The 20,498-nt window shown below is 67.0% G+C and carries 23 protein-coding genes; 7 read left to right on the plus strand and 16 right to left on the minus strand.

The features are described from left to right. Positions 1-136: 136 nt before the first annotated feature. Entirely contained in the window at positions 137-448 is a 312-nt protein-coding gene (locus QE393_RS14165; protein WP_187980128.1) for a BolA family transcriptional regulator, read from the minus strand. Between the two features lie 100 nt (positions 449-548). Beyond that, the gene (locus tag QE393_RS14170; RefSeq protein WP_133862822.1) at positions 549-1,085 is read right to left on the minus strand and encodes a DUF2059 domain-containing protein; all 537 of its coding nucleotides are present in this window, start codon (positions 1,083-1,085) and stop codon (positions 549-551) included. 173 nt (positions 1,086-1,258) lie between these two features. On the opposite strand from QE393_RS14170, the gene QE393_RS14175 reads away from it, so the two are divergent. The 3 genes from QE393_RS14175 (at position 1,259) to QE393_RS14185 (ending at position 4,051) form a co-directional block, all read left to right on the plus strand. Further along, positions 1,259-2,653: a class II fumarate hydratase gene (locus QE393_RS14175; protein ID WP_310044157.1), complete on the plus strand. Its 1,395-nt coding sequence runs from the start codon at positions 1,259-1,261 to the stop codon at positions 2,651-2,653. Continuing rightward, on the plus strand, positions 2,640-3,260 hold the full coding sequence (locus QE393_RS14180) for an NAD(P)H-dependent oxidoreductase (protein ID WP_273808013.1): 621 nt from the start codon (positions 2,640-2,642) through the stop codon (positions 3,258-3,260). The genes QE393_RS14175 and QE393_RS14180 overlap by 14 nt, the downstream gene beginning before the upstream one ends. Before the next feature lie 230 nt (positions 3,261-3,490). Continuing rightward, a complete protein-coding gene (locus tag QE393_RS14185; protein ID WP_310044159.1) occupies positions 3,491-4,051 on the plus strand; it encodes an alpha/beta hydrolase in 561 nt (186 codons plus the stop codon). Between the two features lie 236 nt (positions 4,052-4,287). Here the strand turns inward: QE393_RS14185 and QE393_RS14190 are convergent, their stop codons facing one another. The 7 genes from QE393_RS14190 to QE393_RS14220 form a co-directional block, all read right to left on the minus strand. Further along, on the minus strand, positions 4,288-4,503 hold the full coding sequence (locus tag QE393_RS14190) for a molybdopterin-binding protein (RefSeq protein WP_010795839.1): 216 nt from the start codon (positions 4,501-4,503) through the stop codon (positions 4,288-4,290). Between the two features lie 23 nt (positions 4,504-4,526). After that, the gene (gene ssuB, locus QE393_RS14195) at positions 4,527-5,336 is read right to left on the minus strand and encodes an aliphatic sulfonates ABC transporter ATP-binding protein (RefSeq protein ID WP_273808017.1); all 810 of its coding nucleotides are present in this window, start codon (positions 5,334-5,336) and stop codon (positions 4,527-4,529) included. Beyond that, positions 5,333-6,121: an aliphatic sulfonate ABC transporter permease SsuC gene (gene ssuC / locus QE393_RS14200; protein WP_273808018.1), complete on the minus strand. Its 789-nt coding sequence runs from the start codon at positions 6,119-6,121 to the stop codon at positions 5,333-5,335. Before ssuC ends, ssuB begins: the two co-directional genes overlap by 4 nt. A 10-nt stretch (positions 6,122-6,131) precedes the next feature. Continuing rightward, on the minus strand, positions 6,132-7,280 hold the full coding sequence (gene ssuD, locus QE393_RS14205) for an FMNH2-dependent alkanesulfonate monooxygenase (protein WP_273808019.1): 1,149 nt from the start codon (positions 7,278-7,280) through the stop codon (positions 6,132-6,134). A 24-nt stretch (positions 7,281-7,304) separates the two neighbouring features. Further along, positions 7,305-8,270: a sulfonate ABC transporter substrate-binding protein gene (locus tag QE393_RS14210; RefSeq protein WP_310044160.1), complete on the minus strand. Its 966-nt coding sequence runs from the start codon at positions 8,268-8,270 to the stop codon at positions 7,305-7,307. 15 nt (positions 8,271-8,285) lie between these two features. Next, positions 8,286-8,873, minus strand: a complete 588-nt coding sequence (gene ssuE / locus QE393_RS14215) for an NADPH-dependent FMN reductase (RefSeq protein WP_208692342.1) — start codon at positions 8,871-8,873, stop codon at positions 8,286-8,288. 164 nt (positions 8,874-9,037) lie between these two features. Continuing rightward, positions 9,038-9,676, minus strand: a complete 639-nt coding sequence (locus QE393_RS14220; RefSeq protein ID WP_273808022.1) for a peroxiredoxin — start codon at positions 9,674-9,676, stop codon at positions 9,038-9,040. Positions 9,677-9,973: 297 nt separating this feature from the next. Here QE393_RS14220 and QE393_RS14225 point away from each other — a divergent pair, with 297 nt between their 5' ends. Together QE393_RS14225 and mnmC are read left to right on the plus strand one after the other, a co-directional pair. Beyond that, a complete protein-coding gene (locus QE393_RS14225) occupies positions 9,974-10,189 on the plus strand; it encodes a DUF6316 family protein (protein WP_273808023.1) in 216 nt (71 codons plus the stop codon). A 55-nt stretch (positions 10,190-10,244) separates the two neighbouring features. Then, a complete protein-coding gene (mnmC, locus tag QE393_RS14230; protein ID WP_273808025.1) occupies positions 10,245-12,182 on the plus strand; it encodes a bifunctional tRNA (5-methylaminomethyl-2-thiouridine)(34)-methyltransferase MnmD/FAD-dependent 5-carboxymethylaminomethyl-2-thiouridine(34) oxidoreductase MnmC in 1,938 nt (645 codons plus the stop codon). On the opposite strand, the gene QE393_RS14235 is transcribed toward mnmC, so the two are convergent. After that, entirely contained in the window at positions 12,179-13,012 is an 834-nt protein-coding gene (locus tag QE393_RS14235) for an aldo/keto reductase (RefSeq protein WP_310044162.1), read from the minus strand. The two genes, mnmC and QE393_RS14235, sit on opposite strands and share 4 nt — an antisense overlap. A gap of 166 nt (positions 13,013-13,178) precedes the next feature. Here QE393_RS14235 and QE393_RS14240 point away from each other — a divergent pair, with 166 nt between their 5' ends. Then, a complete protein-coding gene (locus QE393_RS14240) occupies positions 13,179-14,162 on the plus strand; it encodes a DctP family TRAP transporter solute-binding subunit (RefSeq protein WP_310044164.1) in 984 nt (327 codons plus the stop codon). Here QE393_RS14240 and QE393_RS14245 read toward each other — a convergent pair. After that, the gene (locus QE393_RS14245; protein ID WP_310044166.1) at positions 14,159-14,377 is read right to left on the minus strand and encodes a hypothetical protein; all 219 of its coding nucleotides are present in this window, start codon (positions 14,375-14,377) and stop codon (positions 14,159-14,161) included. The genes QE393_RS14240 and QE393_RS14245 overlap by 4 nt on opposite strands. Positions 14,378-14,468: 91 nt before the next feature. Here QE393_RS14245 and QE393_RS14250 point away from each other — a divergent pair, with 91 nt between their 5' ends. Further along, the gene (locus tag QE393_RS14250; protein ID WP_310044168.1) at positions 14,469-15,575 is read left to right on the plus strand and encodes an alpha/beta hydrolase; all 1,107 of its coding nucleotides are present in this window, start codon (positions 14,469-14,471) and stop codon (positions 15,573-15,575) included. Between the two features lie 51 nt (positions 15,576-15,626). Here QE393_RS14250 and QE393_RS14255 read toward each other — a convergent pair whose 3' ends face one another. The 5 genes from QE393_RS14255 to QE393_RS14275 all read right to left on the minus strand — a co-directional run bounded on the left by QE393_RS14255 (position 15,627) and on the right by QE393_RS14275 (position 20,387). Continuing rightward, entirely contained in the window at positions 15,627-16,064 is a 438-nt protein-coding gene (locus tag QE393_RS14255) for a DNA methylase (RefSeq protein WP_310044170.1), read from the minus strand. Positions 16,065-16,143: 79 nt separating this feature from the next. Next, positions 16,144-16,572, minus strand: coding sequence for a group 1 truncated hemoglobin (locus QE393_RS14260; protein WP_310044174.1), 429 nt, complete (start codon positions 16,570-16,572; stop codon positions 16,144-16,146). Beyond that, positions 16,572-17,423 (minus strand): DUF3034 family protein, encoded by an 852-nt coding sequence (locus tag QE393_RS14265; protein ID WP_310044177.1) that lies wholly within the window; start codon positions 17,421-17,423, stop codon positions 16,572-16,574. Before QE393_RS14265 ends, QE393_RS14260 begins: the two co-directional genes overlap by 1 nt. Further along, positions 17,420-19,738, minus strand: coding sequence for an EAL domain-containing protein (locus QE393_RS14270; protein WP_310044180.1), 2,319 nt, complete (start codon positions 19,736-19,738; stop codon positions 17,420-17,422). The genes QE393_RS14265 and QE393_RS14270 overlap by 4 nt, the downstream gene beginning before the upstream one ends. After that, entirely contained in the window at positions 19,722-20,387 is a 666-nt protein-coding gene (locus QE393_RS14275) for a methylamine utilization protein (protein ID WP_310044182.1), read from the minus strand. The genes QE393_RS14270 and QE393_RS14275 overlap by 17 nt, the downstream gene beginning before the upstream one ends. Between the last annotated feature and the right edge of the window lie 111 nt (positions 20,388-20,498).

Raw genomic sequence — 20,498 nt, forward strand, 5'->3', positions numbered from 1 at the left:
CCTCAGCCCTTTTCGCCTTGTTTGTCTCTAGCTCGCGAGGTCGTGAAACAGGTTCTTTGACGAAAACGCCGGCAAGGGTGCCGGCGCGGTCAAATTTTAACCAATTAGCGCGGTGCTGAACAATGGCGCCCTGAGATCAGCCCGCCAGGTCGTGCTTGCTGCCGCCGCGGCAGGTGGGCGAATCCGGTGCCTGGCCCTGGGCCGCCCACTCTTCGGGGGTATAGGTGTGCAGCGCCAGGGCATGGAACTGGCCCATGAGTTCGCCCAGGGTGCCATAGACCTTCTGGTGGCGCTTCACCGCGTTGAGGCCGGCGAAGTGCTCGCTGACCACCACCGCCTTGTAGTGGGTCTCCTGACCGCGGCTGTGCATGTGGCTCTCGTCCAGCACCTCCAGGTGCTCGGGTTGCAACAGGCCCAGGCTGGACTGGATACGTTCGCGCATGCTCATGGGGATACCTCGACTGTGAGAGGGGTCATTCTAGCGAGCCTGGGCACCGCCCGGAAACGACAAAGCCCGGAACGGGTCCGGGCCTTGTGGCAAGGCTGAATCAGCGCTTGGCGGGCGGGGGTGCGTTCTCGGCACCGGCCGGCGGCTTCACGCCCAGCTCCTTGTCCATCTCGGCGAGGATGCCGTTGACCTTGGGTACCGCCTGCTCCAGCTTGGCCTGGGTCAGCTGGGCGGACTGCGCCGACAGGCGCGGCAGGGTGGCGATCATCTTCTTGCCCAGATCGGACTGGTAGAACTTGATCAGGCCCTCCAGCTCGTCTTCGGTGAAGTTGTCGGTGTACAGCTTGACCATCTCGGGCTTGATCTTTTCCCAGCCGATGGTGCTGTCCAGCGCCTGGTTGGCGCGGGCGGTGTAGCTTTCCAGCACGGCTTTCTTGGCCGGCGACTTGGCCTGCTCGAAGTGCTGGGCGAAGAGCTGCTGGACCTGGGCGTAGACCGGCGTGGTCAGCTTGTCGGCGTTGGCCAGCTTGAGAAAGCGCTCCGCGTCGGCCGCGTGGCTCTTGGCATCGGCCAGGGCGAAGCTGCTGGCGCTGGCGAGCACAACGACGGCGCCAAGCGTACGGAGGGTCTTCTTCATGGGCATCCTTCAGGAGGCTGAAAATGGACCGCGAGTGTGCCACAGAGCGGCTGAACCTGGCCTGAACTTATCGAGGACCGCCGTAAAGTTGAGAATACTTCCCATTTGTGAACCCTGGCGCTAACCTGCTGCCCAAGTTAGCTGGACCCACACTTCTATATGCGGAGACCGCCATGAGCCGTACCGAAACCGATAGCATCGGCCCCATCGAAGTAGCCGACGACGTCTACTGGGGTGCCCAGACCCAGAGATCGCTGGAGAACTTCGCCATCGGCAACCAGCAGATGCCGCTGGCGGTGGTGCATGCCCTGGCGACGGTGAAGAAGGCGGCCGCACGGGTCAACTTGCGCCTTGGCGAACTGCCGGAAGACGTCGCCACCCTGATCGAGAAGGCCAGCAGCGAGATCCTCGACGGCTTCCACGATGACCAGTTTCCCCTGGTGGTCTGGCAGACCGGCAGCGGCACCCAGAGCAACATGAACGTCAACGAGGTCATCGCCGGGCGCAGCAACGAACTGGCCGGCAACGGCATGGGCGGCAAGCAGCCGGTCCATCCCAACGATCACGTCAATCGCGGCCAGAGCTCCAATGACTGCTTTCCCACCGCCATGCACATCGCCACTGCCCTGGCGGTACAGAACGACCTGCTGCCGGCCATCGCCGAGCTGTCGGGCGGCCTGGCGCTGCAATCGGCGCGCTACCAGAACCTGGTCAAGACCGGTCGTACCCACATGATGGATGCCACCCCGGTGACCTTCGGCCAGGAGCTGTCGGCCTTTGTCGCCCAGCTGGATCTGGCCGAGCGCGCCATCCGCAACGCCCTGCCGGCGGTCATGGAACTGGCCCAGGGCGGCACCGCCGTGGGCACCGGTCTCAATGCGCCCAAGGGCTTCGACGAAGCCATCGCCAAGGAAATCGCCGAACTCACCGGCCTGCCCTTCGTCACCGCACCGAACAAGTTCGCCGCCCTCGCCGGCCATGAACCGCTGGTGGCCCTGCACGGTGGTCTCAAGACCCTGGCCGTGGCGCTGATGAAGATCGCCAACGACCTGCGCCTGCTGGGCTCCGGTCCACGCGCCGGTTTCGCCGAGGTGAAGCTGCCGGCCAACGAACCGGGCAGCTCCATCATGCCGGGCAAGGTCAACCCGACCCAGTGCGAGGCCCTGTCGATGCTGGCCTGCCAGGTGATCGGCAACGATGTCACCGTCGGCTTCGCCGCCAGCCAGGGCCATCTGCAGCTCAACGTCTACAAGCCGGTGATCGCCCACAACGTGCTGGAATCCATCCGCCTGCTGGCCGATGGCAGCCGCAACTTCAACACCCACTGCGTCACCGGCATGGAGCCGGACGAGCACAAGATGGCCGAGCACCTGGAACAGGGGCTGATGCTGGTGACGGCGCTCAATCCGCACATCGGCTACGACAAGGCCGCCGAGATCGCCAAGAAGGCCTATGCCGAGAACAAGACCCTGCGCGCCGCCGCGCTGGAGCTTGGCTATCTGACCGACGCGCAGTTCGATCAGTGGGTACGCCCGGAAACCATGCTGGAAGCCGGTGGCCGTGGGTGAGGCCCGCGGCGCCACGCCGCTAGAGGGAGATGGCCGGCGCCTGTTGGTCATCCAGGGCAATCCCAAGCGCACCAGTTTCTGCCAGTCGCTGGCCGACGCCTATGTCTTGGGCGCCCAGGCCAGCGGCCAGGTGGTGCGCCAGCTCAAACTGGCCGACGCCCAGTTCGATCCGGTGCTGCGCGAGGGCTATGACCTCTCCCAGACACTGGAGCCGGACCTGCTGGAAGCCCAGCGCCAGATCCACTGGGCGGAGCACCTGGTATTCATCTACCCAGTGTGGTGGAACGGCCTGCCAGCGGTGCTGGCGGGCTTTCTCGAACGCGTCCTGCAACCGGGCTTTGCCTTTGCCCAGCGCGACCAGACCTGGGGCGGCGAGCCTCTGCTGACCGGCCGCAGCGCCGAGTTACTGGTCACCTCCGACACCCCACCTTCTCCCTGGCAGCGCCTGCGCAACCAGGCCCCCCATCGCCAGGGCATTCAGGAAGGCCTCGAGGCCTGTGGCATCCAGGTGCTGCAGGTCCATGAGTACTCGCCCGTGCGGGCGGCGGACGAGGAACAGCGGCTGCGCTGGTTGCAGGAAGTGGAGCGGTTGGGGCGCAACGAGTAGTCCAGCCAGGGCGCCTTCGTAGGTTGGGTTGAGCGCCAGCGAAGCCCAACGGCAACTCGATACCGGCCTTGTTGGGCTTCGGCGATAGAGCTGTCTCAACCCAACCTACGGGTCTACCGCGGCCAGTCGAAGCCTGAGCTCCGGGCATAACCAAAACGCCTTTTATTCTTTCTCCTGCGGATCAACCGCCGGCACTATCAACGCTCCCCTTTTGCCCGCGGAGCACCGCCATGACCCGCTATCTCATCCTTCCCGGCTGGCAAGGCTCCGGCCCCGATCACTGGCAGAGCCACTGGCAGCGCCGCTTGCCGGATGCCCGGCGGGTCGAACAGGAGGACTGGCAACACCCCGATCCGCAGCGCTGGGTCGCCGCCCTGGATGCGGCCATCGCCCAGGCCGGCGCCCCGGTGGTGCTGATCGCCCATAGCCTGGGCTGCGTGACCGTCGCCCGCTGGGCGGCCAGCGCCCCGGTGGCGCGCCGGCAGCGGGTGCTGGCGGCCTTGCTGGTGGCACCGGCCGACGTCGAGCGCCCGGGTTGCCCGGCGGAACTCATGGGTTTTGCGCCCTTGCCGCGGCAGCCACTGCCCTTCCCTTCCAGAATAGTGACCTCGGACAACGACCACGCCATCAGCCTCCCCCGGGCCGAAGTCCTGGCCCAGGCCTGGGGCAGCGAGTTGGACATCCTCCCGGGTGCCGGCCATATCAACACCCGCTCCGGGCACCGGCAGTGGGAAGAAGGCCTGATCCATCTGGCGAAGCTGGGGTCGAGCCAGGGCCTGCGCGTCGCCTGATCCCTGCCCTTCCGAATCTTTCACGACGCCCCGGCCCCAGGCGCTTCCCTGGCTCAGCCGGGGCGTTGGCGTTTTTGCCCTCTCGAACCTGGAATACCCTGGGCTTCGCTGCGCTCAACCCAATCCGCGCCCTCGCGCTCACCCGTAGGTTGGGTTGAGCGCCAGCGAAGCCCAACGCCCCGAAGCCCCAACAAAAAACCCGCCACCAGGGCGGGTTTCCTCACCACCGGCTCCCATCACAGCTTGGCGATGGACACCTCGGTGGATTTGACGAAGGCGATCACCTCGCTGCCCACCACCAGCTCCAGCTCCTTGACCGAGCGGGTGGTGATGACGGAGGTGACGATGCCGGCGGCGGTCTGGACGTCGATCTCGGAGAGCACCGAGCCCTCGATGATTTCCTTGATGGTGCCCTTGAACTGGTTGCGAACGTTGATGGCCTTGATGGTCATGGCAGAACTCCTCGGATGTACGATCAGTAGGCCCAGCGCAGTTGCGTGGGCAGGGGTTGCACGATTTCGGGTAGATCGGGGTTGAGCGGTTGCTGCAGCACCCGGGCCAGCACCTCGGCTTCCAGGCGGGCCAGCTGGGCGTCGCCGGCGGCCCGGGGGCGTGCCAGGTTGACGTCGAGATCCAGGCCGACATGGCCGTCTTCGATGAGTACCACGCGGTCGGCCAGGGCCACCGCCTCGCCCACGTCATGGGTCACCAGCAGCACGGTGAAGCCATGACGCTGCCAGAGGCCTTCGATGAGCTGCTGCATCTCGATGCGGGTCAGGGCATCCAGGGCGCCCAGCGGTTCGTCCAGCAGCAGCAGGCGCGGCTGGTGGATCAGGGCGCGGGCCAGGGCCACCCGCTGCTTCTGGCCGCCGGACAGCGCCGAGGGCCACTCCTGCGCGCGATCGGCCAGGCCGACCGCCGCCAGGGCTTCCAGCGCCCGCGGTTTCCAGTCACCCCTGAGGCCCAGGCCAACGTTGTCGATGATGCGTTTCCAGGGCAGCAGGCGTGCGTCCTGGAACATCAGCCGGGTGTCTTCGCGGTGCTCCGCCAGGGGCTCGTCCTGCCCCAGCAGGGTGCCGCCACTGGCGCGGTCGAGACCGGCCACCAGGCGCAGCAGGGTGCTCTTGCCGCAGCCACTGCGGCCCACCACGGCGACGAACTGGCCGGCCGGGATCTCCAGATCGATCCCATGGAGCACGGTGCGCTCGCCAAAGGTCTTGACCACCTGTTGCAGCTTCAGGGCGATGCCGCGCGAGAGCGGCGGAACGGCTTGCAGACTGGTCATGCGCGGGCTCCCTTCTGATAGGCCGGGTGCCAGCGCAGCCAGGCACGCTCCAGGCCGCGGGCGGCGAGATCCGCCAGCTTGCCGAGGATGGCGTAGAGCAGGATGGCCAGCACCACGATGTCGGTTTGCAGGAATTCCCGGGCGTTCATTGCCAGGTAGCCGATGCCGGAACTGGCGGAAATGGTCTCGGCGACGATCAGCGTCAGCCACATCAGGCCGAGGGCGAAGCGCACCCCCACCAGGATGGCCGGCAAGGCGCCCGGCAGCACCACGTGCCAGAACAGCCGCGCCCCGGAGAGGCCGTAGCTGCGGGCCATCTCCACCAGCGCCGGATCGACGTTGCGGATGCCATGGTAGGTGTTGAGGTAGATGGGGAAGAACACCCCCAGGGCCACCAGGAACAGCTTGGCCGACTCGTCGATGCCGAACCAGAGGATCACCAGCGGGATCAGCGCCAGGTGCGGCACGTTGCGCACCATCTGCAAGGTGCTGTCGAGCAGCCGCTCGCCCCATTTCGACAGCCCGGTGATGAAGCCCAGCGCCAGGCCGATGCTGCCGCCGATGGCGAAGCCGATGCCGGCGCGCCAGCCGCTGATGGCCAGGTGTTGCCAGAGTTCACCGCTCTTGACCAGGCTCCACCCCGCTTCCAGTACCGCCGCCGGCGACGGCAGGATGCGACTGGACAGCAGGCCGCTGCTGACCGCCAGCTGCCAGGCGACGATCAGGGCCACTGGCACCACCCAGGGCGCCAGGCGCTGCAGTTGACGTTCGGTCGTGCTGTTCATGTCGGCCCCCTCAGCTCTGCGCCGCTTTCTGCGGCAGGATGTCGTTGGCCACCATCTCGCCGAAGGGACTCACGTAGTTGGCGCCTTCCACCTGGGTCGGTCGCTTGACCGGCAGGTGCGGGAACAGCAGCTCCGCCACCCGATAGGACTCCTCCAGGTGCGGGTAGCCGGAAAAGATGAAGGTATCGATGCCCAGGGCGGCGTATTCCTTGACCCGCGCGGCCACGGTGGGACCGTCGCCGACCAGCGCGGTCCCGGCACCGCCCCGCACCAGGCCGACACCGGCCCAGAGGTTGGGAGCGATCTCCAGCTTGTCGCGACGGCCCCCGTGCAGGGCCGCCATGCGCTGCTGGCCGACGGAATCGAAGCGGGCGAAGGCGGCCTGGGCCTTTTCGATGGTGGCATCGTCCAGGTTGGCGATCAGCCGGTCGGCGGCCCGCCAGGCCTCTTCATTGGTCTCGCGGACGATCACGTGCAGACGGATGCCGAAGCGTACCGTGCGGCCCTGGGCGGCGGCCTTGGCCCTGACCGCCTCGATCTTCTCGCGCACCGCGTCCAGGGGCTCGCCCCAGGTCAGGTAGAGCTCCACCTGCTCGGCGGCCAGGTCCTGGGCGGCATCGGAGGAACCGCCGAAGTACAGCGGCGGGCGCGGTTGCTGCAGCGGCGGATAGAGCAGCTTGGCGCCCTTCACCTGGATGTGCTTGCCGTCGTAGTCCACCGTCTCGCCTTCCAGCACGCGACGCCAGATGCGGGTGAACTCCACCGAGGCTTCGTATCTTTCGCTGTGGGACAGGTGCAGGCCATCACCGGCCAGTTCGTCCGGATCGCCGCCGGTGACCAGGTTGAACAGCGCCCGGCCGCCGGAGAGGCGATCCAGGGTGGCCGCCTGCCGCGCTGCCACGGTGGGCGAGATGATCCCGGGGCGCAAGGCCACCAGGAACTTGAGTTTCTGGGTGACCGGGATCAGCGAGGCGGCCACCAGCCAGGAATCCTCGCAACTGCGGCCGGTGGGGATCAGCACCCCGCCGAAGCCCAGGCGGTCGGCGGCCTGGGCGACCTGGGCCAGGTAGCCGTGGTCGACGGCGCGGGCGCCTTCGGCGGTACCCAGGTAGTGGCCATCGCCGTGGGTCGGCAGGAACCAGAAGATATCGAGACTCATGGGGACTTTCTCCAGCAGGCGAAATCAGGGTTGGGCGGCAGCGGTCCGCAGACCGGCGGGTGGGGTCCACACCACGTCGCGGATGACCAACGGCTTGGGAATCAACTTGAGGGCGGCGAAGGCGTCGGCGATCTTCTGCTGCTGCGCGGCCACCTCGGGACTGATGAACCGGGCGCCATAGCCCTGGCGCTTGACCACCCGCTCGGCGGTGTCCAGCGGCAGGTTCAGCAGCGGCGCCACCTGGGCGGCGACTTCATCCGGGTGGGCCTTGGCCCACTCACCCACCGAACGCACCTCGTCGACGATGGCACCGACCTGTTCGGGATGGGCCGTGGCGAAGCTGCGGGTGGCCAGATAGAACTGGTGGTTGTCGGCCAGGCCGGTGGCATCGGTCAGGGTGCGCGCCTGCAACTGGGTCTCGGCGGCGGCCTGGTAGGGATCCCAGATCACCCAGGCATCCACCGCGCCGCGTTCGAAGGCGGCGCGGGCATCGGCGGGCGGCAGGTAGACCGACTGGATGTCCTTGTAGGCGATGCCGGCCTTGGCCAGCGCCTGCACCAGCAGGTAGTGGACGTTGGAGCCCTTGTTCAGGGCGATCTTCTTGCCCTTGAGATCATTCAGCGACTGGATGGGTGAATCCTTGGGCACCAGGATGGCTTCGCTGGTGGGCGCCGGCGGCTCGTGGGCCACATAGACCAGGTCGGCGCCGGCGGCCTGGGCGAACACCGGCGGGGTCTCCCCGGTCACGCCGAAGTCGATGCTGCCGACGTTGAGGCCTTCCAGCAGCTGCGGGCCGCCGGGGAATTCGGTCCACTGCACCTTGACGCCGTCCTTGGCCAGGCGCTGCTCCAGGGTGCCGCGGGCCTTGAGGGTGATCAGGGTGCCGTACTTCTGGTAGCCGATGCGTACCGTCTCTTGCGCCTGGGCCAGGCCGGCGGCCAGTGTCAGCATGGAAACGGCGAGCAGCGAACGCGTGAAGGAGAACTGCATGACTAACGCTCCTGGTCAGATGCCCCAGCGCGCCTGGCCGATGCGATCGGCCAGCAGCTCGGGGGTCAGGGGTTGGGGACGCCGCACCAGGGCCGCGTGAAATTGTTCGAGGGATTCGTGCAGGCGCTGCTCCAGCGCCGGGGTCAGGGCGACCCCGGTCTCGGTGTAGCTGACCTGGCTGTCGTCGGCGAAGACGCCGTTGAGGATTTCCTGGGCCTTGAGCGCCGAGAGCACCGGCTTCAGCGCGTAGTCGATGGCCAGCAGGTGACCGCTGGAGCCGGCGGTGGCCAGCGGCAGCACCACCTTGAGTGCCAGGGCGCGTTCGGGCAGCAGGTCCAGCAGCGTCTTGAGGGCGCCGGCCAGGGAGGCCTTGTACACCGGGGTGGCGATCACCAGGCCATCGGCGGCCTGCAGCTGGGCGATCAGTTCCACCACTGGCGGGCTGTCGAAACGGGCGCCGATGAGGTCGGCGGCGGGAAAGTCCTGGATGCGCCAGCGGGACAGTTCCACGCCGCGCCCCTGCAGCCAGTTCGCTGCCAGATCCAGCACGCCGCTGGAGCGCGACCGCGCTGCCGGACTGCCCGCCAAAGTCACCACCTGCATCGCCGTCTCCTAGAGAAAAAAGAGCGGTGTCGCGCCGCTCGAAAAAGGAATGAGCGGACCTTAGCAGCGGGTGTTTATTCCCTAAAAATACCCTTTCGGTACTTGGTTATAACCAGAAAAACAAAACCCCGGCCTGGGCCGGGGTCTGGTTGTCGCAGGAGATTTCAGCGATTCGGCTGGGGCGTCAGGCGCAGATAGGGTTTCACCGCGGTGTAGCCCTTGGGGAAACGCCGCTTGAGTTCTTCCTCGTCCTTGAGCGACGGCACGATGACCACGTCGTCGCCATCCTTCCAGTTGCCCGGGGTCGCTACCTTGTGGTTGTCGGTGAGCTGCAGGGAATCGATCACCCGCAGGATCTCGTCGAAGTTGCGCCCGGTGCTGGCCGGATAGGTGATCGACAGCCGCACCTTCTTCTGCGGATCGATGATGAACAGCGAGCGCACGGTGAGGGTGTCGTTGGCGTTGGGGTGAATCATGTCGTAGAGGGTCGAGACGCTGCGATCGGCGTCGGCCAGGATCGGAAAGCCCACGGCGGTGGCCTGGGTTTCCTCGATGTCCTTGATCCAGCCCTGGTGCGATTCCAGGCCGTCCACCGAGAGGGCGATCACCTTGACGTCGCGCTTGGCGAATTCGTCCTTGAGCTTGGCGGTGAGGCCCAGTTCGGTGGTGCAGACCGGGGTGAAGTCGGCCGGATGGGAGAAGAGCACGCCCCAGCTGTCGCCCAGCCACTCGTGGAAGCGGATGCGACCCAGGCTGGAATCCTGTTGGAAATCGGGGGCGATGTCGCCCAGACGGATGGTCATTGGCAGTTCTCCTGATGCAGGTAGGGATAGCGGCACTATGCCGCCCACCAGAGCGGGCGGGAAAGATCGGATCACGCTGTGGTTATAACGCGAAAGCCGACCCCTCCTGGGCCATCCCACGATCGCGACGCCATGTGCCGCGTGATCACCCTCACAATTCCGTCGCGCTTTTTCCACCCGGGCGCAGCGCCCGCTAGGGTGCTACACCTAAGGAAGATCGACGGACCGCAATTCGGCCGAGCGGGGCAACCCGCAGCGCTCGCCATGGTCTGTAGGCAAGACGAGGAGGAGATTCTCATGTTCGGCAAACGCAATGACGACCCGGGTGCCAGCACCCATTTCCGTAGCGAGCGCGTCAGCGTGGTCAACGGCCAGTTTTTCTTCACCACCCGCGAAGGCACCCTGGAAGGCCCCTTCTTCAGCCGCGAGGAAGCCCTCAACCAGATCGATCGCTATGTCGAGCGGCTGCAAACCTCCGAGGGCCTGATGCGCCAATCCGTCAGCAACGTCTGACCGGCTGCCCCTGATCCATTAGACTGCGCGCCCTGATCTCCAGGCCGCGCCGCTCATGACCGACTTCCAGCACGCCCAGCTCGACTGGGATGCCTCCGGGCAACCCCTCTCCCGTACCTTTGGCGATGTCTACTTTTCCCGCGCCAGCGGCCTGGAAGAGACGCGCTACGTCTTCCTGCAGCAGAATCGCCTGGCCGAACGCTTCGCCGCGCTGGCGGCAGGAGAGGTCTTCACCATAGGCGAGACGGGCTTCGGCACCGGCCTCAATTTCCTCTGCGCCTGGCAACTCTTCGCCGTCCAGGCACCCAGGGCTGCGCGCCTGCATTTCGTCAGTGTCGAGCGCTTCCCCCTGACCGCCACCGATCTCGCTCAGGCGCTGACCCTCTGGCCGGAACTCGCCCCCTACAGCGCGGCGCTGCAGCGGCAGTACCAGGCCATCCACCCGGGTTTCCAGCGGCTGATTCTGGACGACGGGCGCGTCACCCTGACCCTGCTGGTCGGTGATGTGCTGGAGCGCCTGCCCGAACTGGATGCCCGTTGCGATGCCTGGTTCTTGGACGGCTTCGCCCCGGCCAAGAATCCCGAGATGTGGACGCCCGCGCTGTTTGCCGAACTGGCGCGGCTGTCCCGCGCCGGTACCACCCTGGCGACCTTCACCTGCGCCGGCTTCGTCCGCCGCGGCCTGAACGAGGCCGGCTTCGCCATGGCCAAGGTGCCCGGCTTCGGCCACAAGCGGGAGATGCTGGCCGGCGCCCTGGAACGCCCGGTCATCCCGGCCGCCGTGCCCTGGTATGCCCGCCCCCCGCGTCCCCAGGGCCCGCGCACGGCGCTGGTCATAGGCGCCGGCCTGGCCGGTTGCGCCACCGCTGCCAGTCTCGCGCGTCGCGGCTGGCAGGTCAGGGTCGTCGAGCGCCACGGGGCGCCCGCCCAGGAAGCCTCCGGCAATCCCCAGGGGGTGCTCTATCTCAAGCTGTCGGCCCATGACACCCCGCTCAGCCGGCTGATCCTCGATGGCTTCGGCCTGACCCTGCGCGAATTGCAGGCCCTGCCGACGGGCGCGGCCTGGTCACCCTGCGGGGTGCTGCAACTGGCGCCGACGGACAAGGACGCCCAGCGGCAGGCGCAATTGGCGGCGCACTTCCCCGCCGATCTGCTGCACCCGCTGGACAGGGAAGCCGCCAGCGACAAGGCCGGAATCGGCCTGACGGCGGGCGGCCTGTTCTTTCCGGAAGGGGGCTGGGTGCATCCGCCTGCCCTGTGCGCGCACTGGCTGACCCATCCCAATATCGAGCTGGTCACCCATACCGAGGTGACCGCCCTGCAGCGAACCGAGCAGGGCTGGCAGGCCAGCACCCAGAGTGCGCCGCTGGCGGCGACGGTGGTCGTGGTGGCCAGTGCCGCCCAGGCCAGGACGCTGCTACCTGAGCTGCCACTCAAGGCGATCCGTGGGCAATTGTCCGCGCTGCCGGAAACCCCCGACAGCCAGGTGCTGGCGACCGTGGTGTGCGGCGAAGGCTATCTCGCGCCGGCCCGTGACGGGCGGCATTGCCTGGGCGCCAGCTTCGTCTTCGACCGGGACGACACCGAGCCCAGCCAGGCGGAACACCAGAGCAATCTGCAGCTGCTCGCCGAGCTGTCGCCCGAGCTGGCCACCCGCTACCAGGCCGAGGCACTCGACGGCCGCGTGGCCTTTCGCTGCACCTCGCCGGACTATCTGCCCCTGGTCGGGCCGGTCGTGGATGAAGTCGCCTTCGCCCGGCAGTATCAGGCGCTGGCCTACGACGCCCGCCAGGTGCCCGAGCGGGCGGCGCCCTGGCGTACGGGGCTCTACGTGAATCTGGCGCACGGTTCGCGCGGCCTGGTCACCACCCCGCTGGCCGCCGAACTGCTGGCGGCCTGGCTGGAGGACGAACCCCTGCCGGTGGCCCGCCGGGTGGCCGAAGCCTGCCACCCCACTCGCTTTCCCCTGCGCCGGCTGATCCGCGGCGGCTAGATGATCGCCAGCGGCGTCTTGCTTTGCGGCGGCGGAAAGGCACCGTCGAGCAGGGCGAAGTCTTCTTCGCTCAAGCGCAGATCCAGGGCCCGCGCATTCTCTTCGAGATGTCCGGCATCGCCCGCCTTGGGAATGGCGATCACGCCCGGCTGACGCAGCACCCAGGCCAGGGCGATCTGCGCCGGGGTGGCCTGATGCCGCTCGGCCAGGGTTGCCAGGGTGGGGTGCCGCAAGAGATCGCCACCCTGCCCCAGCGGACAATAGGCCATCACCGGCATCTGCTGACGCTGACTCCAAGGCAGCAGGTCATGCTCGATGCCGCGCTGCTCCAGGTTGTAGAGCACCTGGTTGGCGCTGCAGCGATCATCGTTCAATTCGAGCATGTCGCTGGTGTCGAGATTGGACACGCCCCAGTGGCGGATCTTGCCTTCGTCACGCAGCTTCTCCAGCGCCATGACCGTCTCGATCAGCGGCACCTGGCCGCGCCAGTGCAGCAGATAGAGGTCGATGACATCGGTGCCCAAGCGTTTCAGGCTGCGTTCGCACGCCAGGGGCACGCCGGCTTCGGTGGCATTCTTCGGATAGAACTTGCTCGCCAGGAACACCTCGTCGCGCCGACCGGCGATGGCTTCGCCAACCAGTTCCTCGGCGCGGCCTTCGCCATACATCTCGGCGGTGTCGATCAGGGTGAGCCCCAGGTCCAGGCCCTGGCGCAGGGCGCTGACCTCCTGGCGATGCAGATCGGCGTTCTCGCCCATGCGCCAGGTTCCCTGGCCCAGCGCCGGAACGGTAGTGCCATCGGGCAAACGAACGGTTTGAGCGGTATTCATGGACGCATCCTTCTCTTGGGTGTGGACGTTGGAACGCCAGCGCGACGCCGATTCTCCCGGTGATCCGCCAAACGGCAGCCCACGCCTTCCCACAGGCCCTGCGACCTGACGTCGCACTGGTAAAGTACGCCTATAAGGATTCCAAGAATAACCACCAGGACCTGTCATGAAACCGTCGATCCTGGGCCTTTGCGCCCTGCTCTCTGCTGCCCTGCCCATGACGTCCAGCTACGCTGATGTCATTACTCTGAGGTTTTCCCATGTGGTGGCACCGGAGACCCCCAAGGGCAAGGGCGCTCAACTGTTCCAGCAACTGGTGGCGCAGCGCCTCGCCGGGCAGGTCCAGCTGGAGGTGATGCCCAGCGGCACGGCCTTCACCGATGCCGACGAACTCCAGGCGCTGCAGGACGGCAAGGTCGACATCCTGGCGCCGGCGATCAGCAAGCTCACCGAACTCAGTCCCAAACTCAAGCTGTTCGACCTACCCTTCCTGTTCGAGAGTCGCGCGGCCCTCGATCACTTCCAGGCGCGCCCCAGTGGTCGCCAGCTGCTGCACAGTCTGGAGCCGGCCGGCATCATCGGCCTGGCCTACTGGCCCAACGGCCTCAAGCAACTGGCGGCGCGCAAGCCCTTGCGCGAACCCGGCGATGCCAGGGGGCTGGTATTCCGCATCCAGAATTCCGACGTCCTCCAGAGCCAGTTCGAGGCCGTCGGCGCCACGGCGGTCAGGCTGCCCTTCAACCAGACGCTGCAGGCGCTCACCACGGGCACAGTCAATGCCACCGAGAACACCTGGTCCAACTACTGGAGCCAGCGCCTCGATCAGCAGCAGCGCTATTTCACCGAAAGCAATCACGGCGCCCTGGACTACATGCTGATCGTCAAGGCGGATCGCTGGCGCACCCTGCCCTTCGCCATACGCAGCACCCTGGAGGAAATCATCGACCAGGTGACCTTCGAGGTGAAGAAGCAATCCGAGGCGGAAAACCAGCGCGATCGCGCGCGCATCGCCGCCGCAGGCGGCAGCGAGATCATCACCCTTACCCCCGAGCAACGGACACGCTGGCGCGAGGCCATGCGCCCGGTGTGGCAACGCTACGAAGGCGAGCTCGGCGCCTCCCTGCTCAAGGCCGCCGAGACCTCCAACTAGAAGCGCTGTTGCGGCGGTACGGCCCAGCGGCGCACGGGCAGGTTGCCCGGCTCGCGACACTGCAGATCGCGAAAGGGCCCCGCGACCCGCACCCAGCCCGCGCCCGGCGGCGTCTGGGTACAGAACTCCTGGCCATCCGTGTTGCTGCGCCAGCGCCAGTAGGCCGCCGGCTCGGCGAAGGCGCGGGACCCCAGCAGCCCCAGCAGGACGATCACCAGGGTCCTGCCGGCGGCTCGCCGGAACCTCTCGCGCGATAAGCATGTCGGTTTGAGGGTAGTCCCCTCGAATTCGCACAGGATTTTCGCCATGCCGCTGTCCGTCTTGCGTAGCAAACCCACCCTCCTCGCCCTGGCCCTGGTTGGCGCCGGCCTCGCCCTGACCGGCTGCGCCCGCGATCCGGAAAAACGCTCGCTGGGTGCCGAAGCGGTCAGCAATGCCAAGAGCATGGCGCGTACCGATGCCGACATGCAGAAGGTGCTCGACAAGTACGCCAGCTTCGATCCCAAGGCCGTGGAAAAGCTCACCGCCCAGCAGGCCCGCAAGCAGCCTACCATCGCCGATGCGGTCAAGGGCGTCCTGCAGGACGAAGGTCGTCCCACCCAGCCCGAGGCCCTGGTGCCCGGCGTGACCAGCGTCGACCGCGCCGTCGACGGTGCCGCCGGGGTATTGCCCGCCCGTATCTACACCCCCGAAGGCCAGGGTCCCTTCCCGGTCATCCTGTATTTCCATGGCGGCGGCTGGGTGTTCGCCGATCGCAACGTCTACGACGGTGGCGCCCGTGGTCTGGCCAAGCAGGCCAATGCCATCGTGGTGTCAGTGGACTATCGCCAGGCGCCCGAATACAAGTTTCCGGCCGCCCATGACGATGCCCTGGCGGCCTATCGCTGGGTGACCACCCATGCCGGCTCGCTGAATGGTGATCCGCAGCGCCTGGCCCTGGCCGGCGAAAGCGCCGGGGGCAACCTGGCGGTGGCGACCGCCGTGGCGGCGCGCAAGGCCGGTCTCACCGCGCCCAAGCACGTGCTGTCGGTCTATCCGGTGGCCCAGACCAACACCCATACCCAGTCCTACGAACAGTATGACGACGCCAAGCCGCTCAATCGGCCGATGATGCTGTGGTTCGTCGAGCAGGTGACCCGTACGCCTGCCGACCTCAAGGATCCGCGCCTGGACCTGACCCGTGCCGACCTCGCCGGCCTGCCGCCGGTGACCATCGTCAATGCCGAGATCGATCCCCTGCGTGATGACGGCGGCTTCCTGGAGACTGCCCTGCGTCAGGCCGGCGTCCAGGTGGAGCGCAAGGTCTATCCGGGCGTAACCCACGAGTTCTTTGGCACCGCTGCCGTGGTGCAGAAGGCCAAGGACGCCCAGGCCTATGCCGGCAGCCGTCTCAAGGCCGATCTGGGCAAGTAACCACGGCTTGTTCGTTCTGCATACCGCCGGCTCCGCGCCGGCGGTATGCAGTCAGCCTGGAAACAGCAAGGGACCCGCCTCGCGCATGAAGATCTCGCAGGTCTTAGGGCCTACCCCCTTCAGGGTCTGCAAACGCCGCTCGAACTCTGCACGATCGACGCTGGCCTCGCGCAGGCGGAGAAAGCTGCCACCATAGTCCTCCTGCAGGTGGCGGCAGACGTCCAGCAGGCGCATGGCCGTGCTCTCGTCATAACGTCGGTAATGCCCCTCACCAAGGTAGTCGACCAGTTGCTGCCGGCCCAGATTTAGCAGCTTGCGCGGCGTGTCGCGACCGTATTTGCGATAGAGCACCGTCCAGGCCTGGGCAGCGATGGACTGGGAGATGCGCTTGCCGAACAGGTAGCTCGCCAGGAACCAACCGAACAGTGCCGGTTCGTCGTCCACCGTTAGCGTCAGGCCGAGATCGGCCGCTGAAGTCGTCTTGCTCAAGCCGTATCCCTCGCGTCAGGCGTCTTGCCTAGGGAGGCTCTCGCACGGCTGAGGTTCGAAAGCAGCGACAGCCGGCAGGCTACTGGCGGATCACCTCGCCGCGTTGCGGGGCCAGGCGTGCCAGCAGGGCATTCTGCGCCCGCTCCGGGACGCCCTCACGCCGCATGGCCAGCTGCAGGTCTTCCACCAGGGCATTGAAGTCGGCGGGTTGCAGATTCAGACCGCGATGACTTTCTGCCATGCTCGCCCCTCCATAGCGACAGGGACCGCCTGCATCGACGCAGAATTTCTGGATGAGCAGACTGCGCAGGCGCGCGATGTCGACGTTGGCGAAGTAGTGCCGGATCCGCCCGTCACGCGCCACATTGAGCAGCATCCCCTCGACGATCCGGGTGATGCCAGGCTGGCCACCCAGCTCCTGATAGAGCCGATCACCCGCCGGCGGCTGGGGCGCGCACCCCAGTATCAGCAGCAGCAGCGCCGCCAGTACCAGCGTTTTCCCCTGCATCAGTAGCTCCCCTGCAGCGACAGATAGAGACCCTGCTGATCGTCCAGGGTGGCGATCTCGCCCAGCCAGGCATAGGCCAGCACCAGCGACAGGTGCTTGTTGGGGAAGTAACCGACGAAGGTATCCACCCAGTCGCTCTCCCGGGTGAAGGACAGATTCCGCGGCTTCTCGCGGTACTCCATGCCTACCGCCCAGCGAGGATTGAAGAACACCGCGGCCGAGCCTTCCTTGAGCCATTGACGGCTGTCGTTGCGGTCGCCACCGAAGCCCAGCAGCCCCATCTCGTTGGCGCGGCTGTACCTGAGACCGACGTTGACCAGGAGGTTGTAGCCCAAGGCACCACCCAGCAACAGCCGACTGGCGCCCAGGTAGCCCTCGACATCGCTGTCGCGCCGCGCGCCCACGGCGGCAGGGATGCCGAAATCCCGTTGATGCTTGTACTGCACCCCCACGGCTATCTGCGGCATCCGGTCGTAGATCAGGTCACCCGCCAGGCGCACCTTGGCGCCGACGATGTCCTGGCTCAGGCTGTCTTCCTCGAGCTTCATCAAGCGGCGCAGGGTCGGCATGTCCAGGCGCTGGCGGGCATAGGAGACTTCCACCCGATTGTCGTAGGCCACCGCCACGCCGGCCGCATCGAGCCGGTAGTCACCGGTCCACACCCGGGTGGCAAAGGCCGTGGCGCCGGGCTGGCCGCTTTCGCCATAGCCACCGATCACCGCCCAGGGCGTGATACCGCCGCCCGCCGCGCCTTCCAGACTGCTGGCGCCGCCGGTGGCCAGCAGCTTGCCGCCGTCGGCCTGGGCACCGGTCGCCAGCAGCAGGCCAGCCAGCAGCCAGCTGTGATTCATGACAACGCCTCCAGCACCGGCTGGCTCTGCCGCTCCATCCAGGCCTCGAATTCCGCGGCCGGTACCGGGCGGCTGATGTAGTAACCCTGGATCACATCGCAGCCCCAACTGCGCAACAGCGCCAGGGCCCGGGCTTCCTCGACCCCCTCGGCGACCACCTCCAGACCCAGGTTGTGGCCCATCTCGATGGTCGAGCGGACGATGACGGCGTCATCGTTGCCTGGCGCCAGTTCCTTCACGAAGGACTGGTCGATCTTCAATTCGTCCACCGGCAGCCGCTTCAGGTGCGCCAGCGAGGCATGCCCGGTACCGTAGTCGTCCACCGACAGCCGGATGCCCAGCACGGACAGCTGCGTCAGCAACGCGATGGCCGCCTCGGGATCGTCCATGATGGCGCTCTCGGTGATCTCGAAGGTCAACTGCCGCGCCGAGACGCCGGCGTCATCGAGCCAGCCCATGACGCGCTCGGGCAACCGGGCATCGGCCAGGTCGACCGCCGAGACGTTCACCGACACCTTTACCTCGCGGTCCTGGGTCTGCCAGAGCGCCAGTTGCCGGATGGTCGCCTGGATCACCCAGCGGGTGAGTCCGGCCATGCTGCCACTGCGCTCGGCCAGTGGAATGAATTCACCCGGCGAGACCATGCCCAGCTCGGCATGGCGCCAGCGCAGCAGCACCTCGGCCTGGTGCGGCCCACTGCCCTGCAGGGCCACCTTGGGTTGGAACACCAGCATCAATTCACCCCGCTCGCCCGCCAGCGGCAGATCGTGGACCAGTTGCAGACGCCGCTGCTGGGCCGCATCCCGACCCTCATCATAGACCCGCAGGCGATCCGGCACCTGGCCGGCATCGAGCATGGCACTGCGCGCGCGTTCGATCAGCAGGGTCGGGTCGTCGCCATGGCGGGGATACTCGACGACGCCGATCCGGCAACTCAGACGAAACAGCTGACCTTCCCATTCGATCGGTTCGGCCAGTGACAGGCGCAGTTGCTCGGCCAGACCCACCGCGCCTTCCAGACCGACACGGCAGAACTGCACGAGAAATTCGTCGCCCACCGGGCGCGACACGCAACCCCGCCCGGCCAGCAGCACCTGGGCCCGCTCGGCCACCATCCGGAGGATGCGATCGCCCCCGGCGACCCCGGCGCTTTCATTGATCGCCTGGAAGCCATCCAGCCCCAGGTACAGCAGCGACACCTGGGACTGGGTGGCGATAAAGACCCGCAGCCGCTCCTCGGCCAGGATGCGATTGGGCAGCCCGGTCAGGGCATCGTGCAGGGCATTGTGGTTGAGCCGCTGCTCGCGCTCGGCGATCCCCTGGCGCATCTCCTCGAGCACCTGTGCCAGCCGGCCGAATTCATCGCGGCGCTGGACCTCCACCCTGACCCCATAGTCCCCCTGGCCGATGCGCCAGGACATCAGCGACAGCTGCCGCAGCGGCTGGGCCAGGTTGCGCGCAAGCCAGAGGGCACCTAGCAGGGCCGCCAGCAGGGCACCGCCGGCGATCAGCGCCAGTTGCCCGAGCAGGGGTTCGAACTCCGCCATGGCGACGTCCAGCGAACGCAGCAGATAGACCTGTACCGGATGATCGGCGGTCCCGAGGGTCAGCCGCTTGACCTGATAGAGCCGGCCGTCCAGGGTCAGCTGCCAGATGTCGCTGCCCTGGGGTGAGGTCGCCAGCCCATGCAGCAGCAGCCGTCCCTGCTCCTCCGGCAGGGTGCTGGCCATCAGCGCGGCTTCGCCGAGAAACACTACGTCCAGATTGATCAGCGAGCGAAATTCCTCGGCCATGGCCTGATCCATGGCGAAACTCATCACCACCTGGGCGATAGGCACGGGGGCACGGACCGGCACCGTGACCCGCAACTGCGGCAGGCCGGCACCGGCCTGCACGCAACTGCCGTCATTGCCCGATGCCATCGCGACGGGCAGACGCTCGCCTTCGCTATGCGCCGCCACGGTGCTGGCGATCAGCCGGCCGTCCAGGTCCAGCAGGTAGGTATCGCCCGCGCCCACCCGGGCGCCATGGTTGGCCAGCACCGACCTCAGCGTCGGCACATCGCCACTGGCCACGGCATCGCGAAAGCCGAAATCGGCGGCGAGCACCCGCACGGCATCGTTCAGCCGGCGGCAGCGGCCGTCCAGCACCTGGCGGAATACCCGCGCCCCGGTGTCGAGCTGGTCATAGGACTGGCGCACGGCACTGGCCTCGGTGGCAGCCTTGACCGTCAGATAGACCAGGGTGATGACCACCAGCATCAGCAGGAAGAGGCTGCCGGCGATGCGGGTCTGGAAACTATGGATGAGCTTCATCGTGCGTGGCCTTGTGGAAGGCATCCTCGAAAGCCGAGCTTGCCGGTTCCGCAGGCTGCGGCTTCGGCTGGACCGCCAGCTGGAGTTTCAGGGTCACCGGCTTGCCCGCCACATCCAGCGCAGGCTGGGCAACCTCCTGCTTGTCGCTGAGGTCGGGGTGCCACAGTGCCAGCTGATAATGACCGTCCGGCGCCTCCAGTCGGACCCGGCCCTGACTGTCGGTCACCGCGGAGCGCCCGGCGGTGGTCACGTAGACGTAACCCACCATCCAGTCGTGGATGTTGCAGCCCACCACCACCACGCCGGGCTGGTCGAACACCACCGGCGTGCTGGGCAGCCCGTGGTAGAGCGGCAGCTCGAAGCGCTTGGGACTGGAAAAGGAATACACCTGATGGCGAATGTCATCGGTATTGGGAAAGCTCACCGCCGTGCCGGTGGCCACCACCAGGACATGGGGGACGAACCGCCGATTCTGCTGATCGATCGCCGCGGGCTGTCGCTCGGGCACCAGGCCCTGGCCCGACAGCATCACCACGGCATCGGCCAGAGGTGCCCCCTGACCGTCGACCACCTGCACCGCGACCTCGGCCGCTTGTGCAGCTCCCAGGCCCCAAGCCAGCCATCCCGCCACAAACCAATGCTTGTTCACCCGCTGCTCTCCACCACGCGCCCTTGGAAACTCCCGCCGGCTTCGCGGCGTGACTTCAGCTTTAGCGGCAGTGCCGGGGGAATCTTTATCGTCGCGGTGGCCAGGCGTCGT

Origin of the sequence: Pseudomonas sp. SORGH_AS_0211 (genome assembly GCF_031453455.1) — a bacterium.
GTDB lineage: Bacteria > Pseudomonadota > Gammaproteobacteria > Pseudomonadales > Pseudomonadaceae > Chryseomonas > Chryseomonas aestiva.

What these genes read in the sequence shown, in the direction of transcription:
- QE393_RS14165 (WP_187980128.1), bottom strand. Translation starts at nt 448, where the DNA reads ATGAGCATGCGCGAACGTATCCAGTCCAGCCTGGGCCTGTTGCAACCC.
- QE393_RS14170 (WP_133862822.1), bottom strand. Translation starts at nt 1,085, where the DNA reads ATGAAGAAGACCCTCCGTACGCTTGGCGCCGTCGTTGTGCTCGCCAGC.
- QE393_RS14175 (WP_310044157.1), top strand. Translation starts at nt 1,259, where the DNA reads ATGAGCCGTACCGAAACCGATAGCATCGGCCCCATCGAAGTAGCCGAC.
- QE393_RS14185 (WP_310044159.1), top strand. Translation starts at nt 3,491, where the DNA reads ATGACCCGCTATCTCATCCTTCCCGGCTGGCAAGGCTCCGGCCCCGAT.
- QE393_RS14190 (WP_010795839.1), bottom strand. Translation starts at nt 4,503, where the DNA reads ATGACCATCAAGGCCATCAACGTTCGCAACCAGTTCAAGGGCACCATC.
- ssuB (WP_273808017.1), bottom strand. Translation starts at nt 5,336, where the DNA reads ATGACCAGTCTGCAAGCCGTTCCGCCGCTCTCGCGCGGCATCGCCCTG.
- ssuC (WP_273808018.1), bottom strand. Translation starts at nt 6,121, where the DNA reads ATGAACAGCACGACCGAACGTCAACTGCAGCGCCTGGCGCCCTGGGTG.
- ssuD (WP_273808019.1), bottom strand. Translation starts at nt 7,280, where the DNA reads ATGAGTCTCGATATCTTCTGGTTCCTGCCGACCCACGGCGATGGCCAC.
- QE393_RS14210 (WP_310044160.1), bottom strand. Translation starts at nt 8,270, where the DNA reads ATGCAGTTCTCCTTCACGCGTTCGCTGCTCGCCGTTTCCATGCTGACA.
- ssuE (WP_208692342.1), bottom strand. Translation starts at nt 8,873, where the DNA reads ATGCAGGTGGTGACTTTGGCGGGCAGTCCGGCAGCGCGGTCGCGCTCC.
- QE393_RS14220 (WP_273808022.1), bottom strand. Translation starts at nt 9,676, where the DNA reads ATGACCATCCGTCTGGGCGACATCGCCCCCGATTTCCAACAGGATTCC.
- QE393_RS14225 (WP_273808023.1), top strand. Translation starts at nt 9,974, where the DNA reads ATGTTCGGCAAACGCAATGACGACCCGGGTGCCAGCACCCATTTCCGT.
- mnmC (WP_273808025.1), top strand. Translation starts at nt 10,245, where the DNA reads ATGACCGACTTCCAGCACGCCCAGCTCGACTGGGATGCCTCCGGGCAA.
- QE393_RS14235 (WP_310044162.1), bottom strand. Translation starts at nt 13,012, where the DNA reads ATGAATACCGCTCAAACCGTTCGTTTGCCCGATGGCACTACCGTTCCG.
- QE393_RS14240 (WP_310044164.1), top strand. Translation starts at nt 13,179, where the DNA reads ATGAAACCGTCGATCCTGGGCCTTTGCGCCCTGCTCTCTGCTGCCCTG.
- QE393_RS14250 (WP_310044168.1), top strand. Translation starts at nt 14,469, where the DNA reads ATGCCGCTGTCCGTCTTGCGTAGCAAACCCACCCTCCTCGCCCTGGCC.
- QE393_RS14260 (WP_310044174.1), bottom strand. Translation starts at nt 16,572, where the DNA reads ATGCAGGGGAAAACGCTGGTACTGGCGGCGCTGCTGCTGCTGATACTG.
- QE393_RS14265 (WP_310044177.1), bottom strand. Translation starts at nt 17,423, where the DNA reads ATGAATCACAGCTGGCTGCTGGCTGGCCTGCTGCTGGCGACCGGTGCC.
- QE393_RS14270 (WP_310044180.1), bottom strand. Translation starts at nt 19,738, where the DNA reads ATGAAGCTCATCCATAGTTTCCAGACCCGCATCGCCGGCAGCCTCTTC.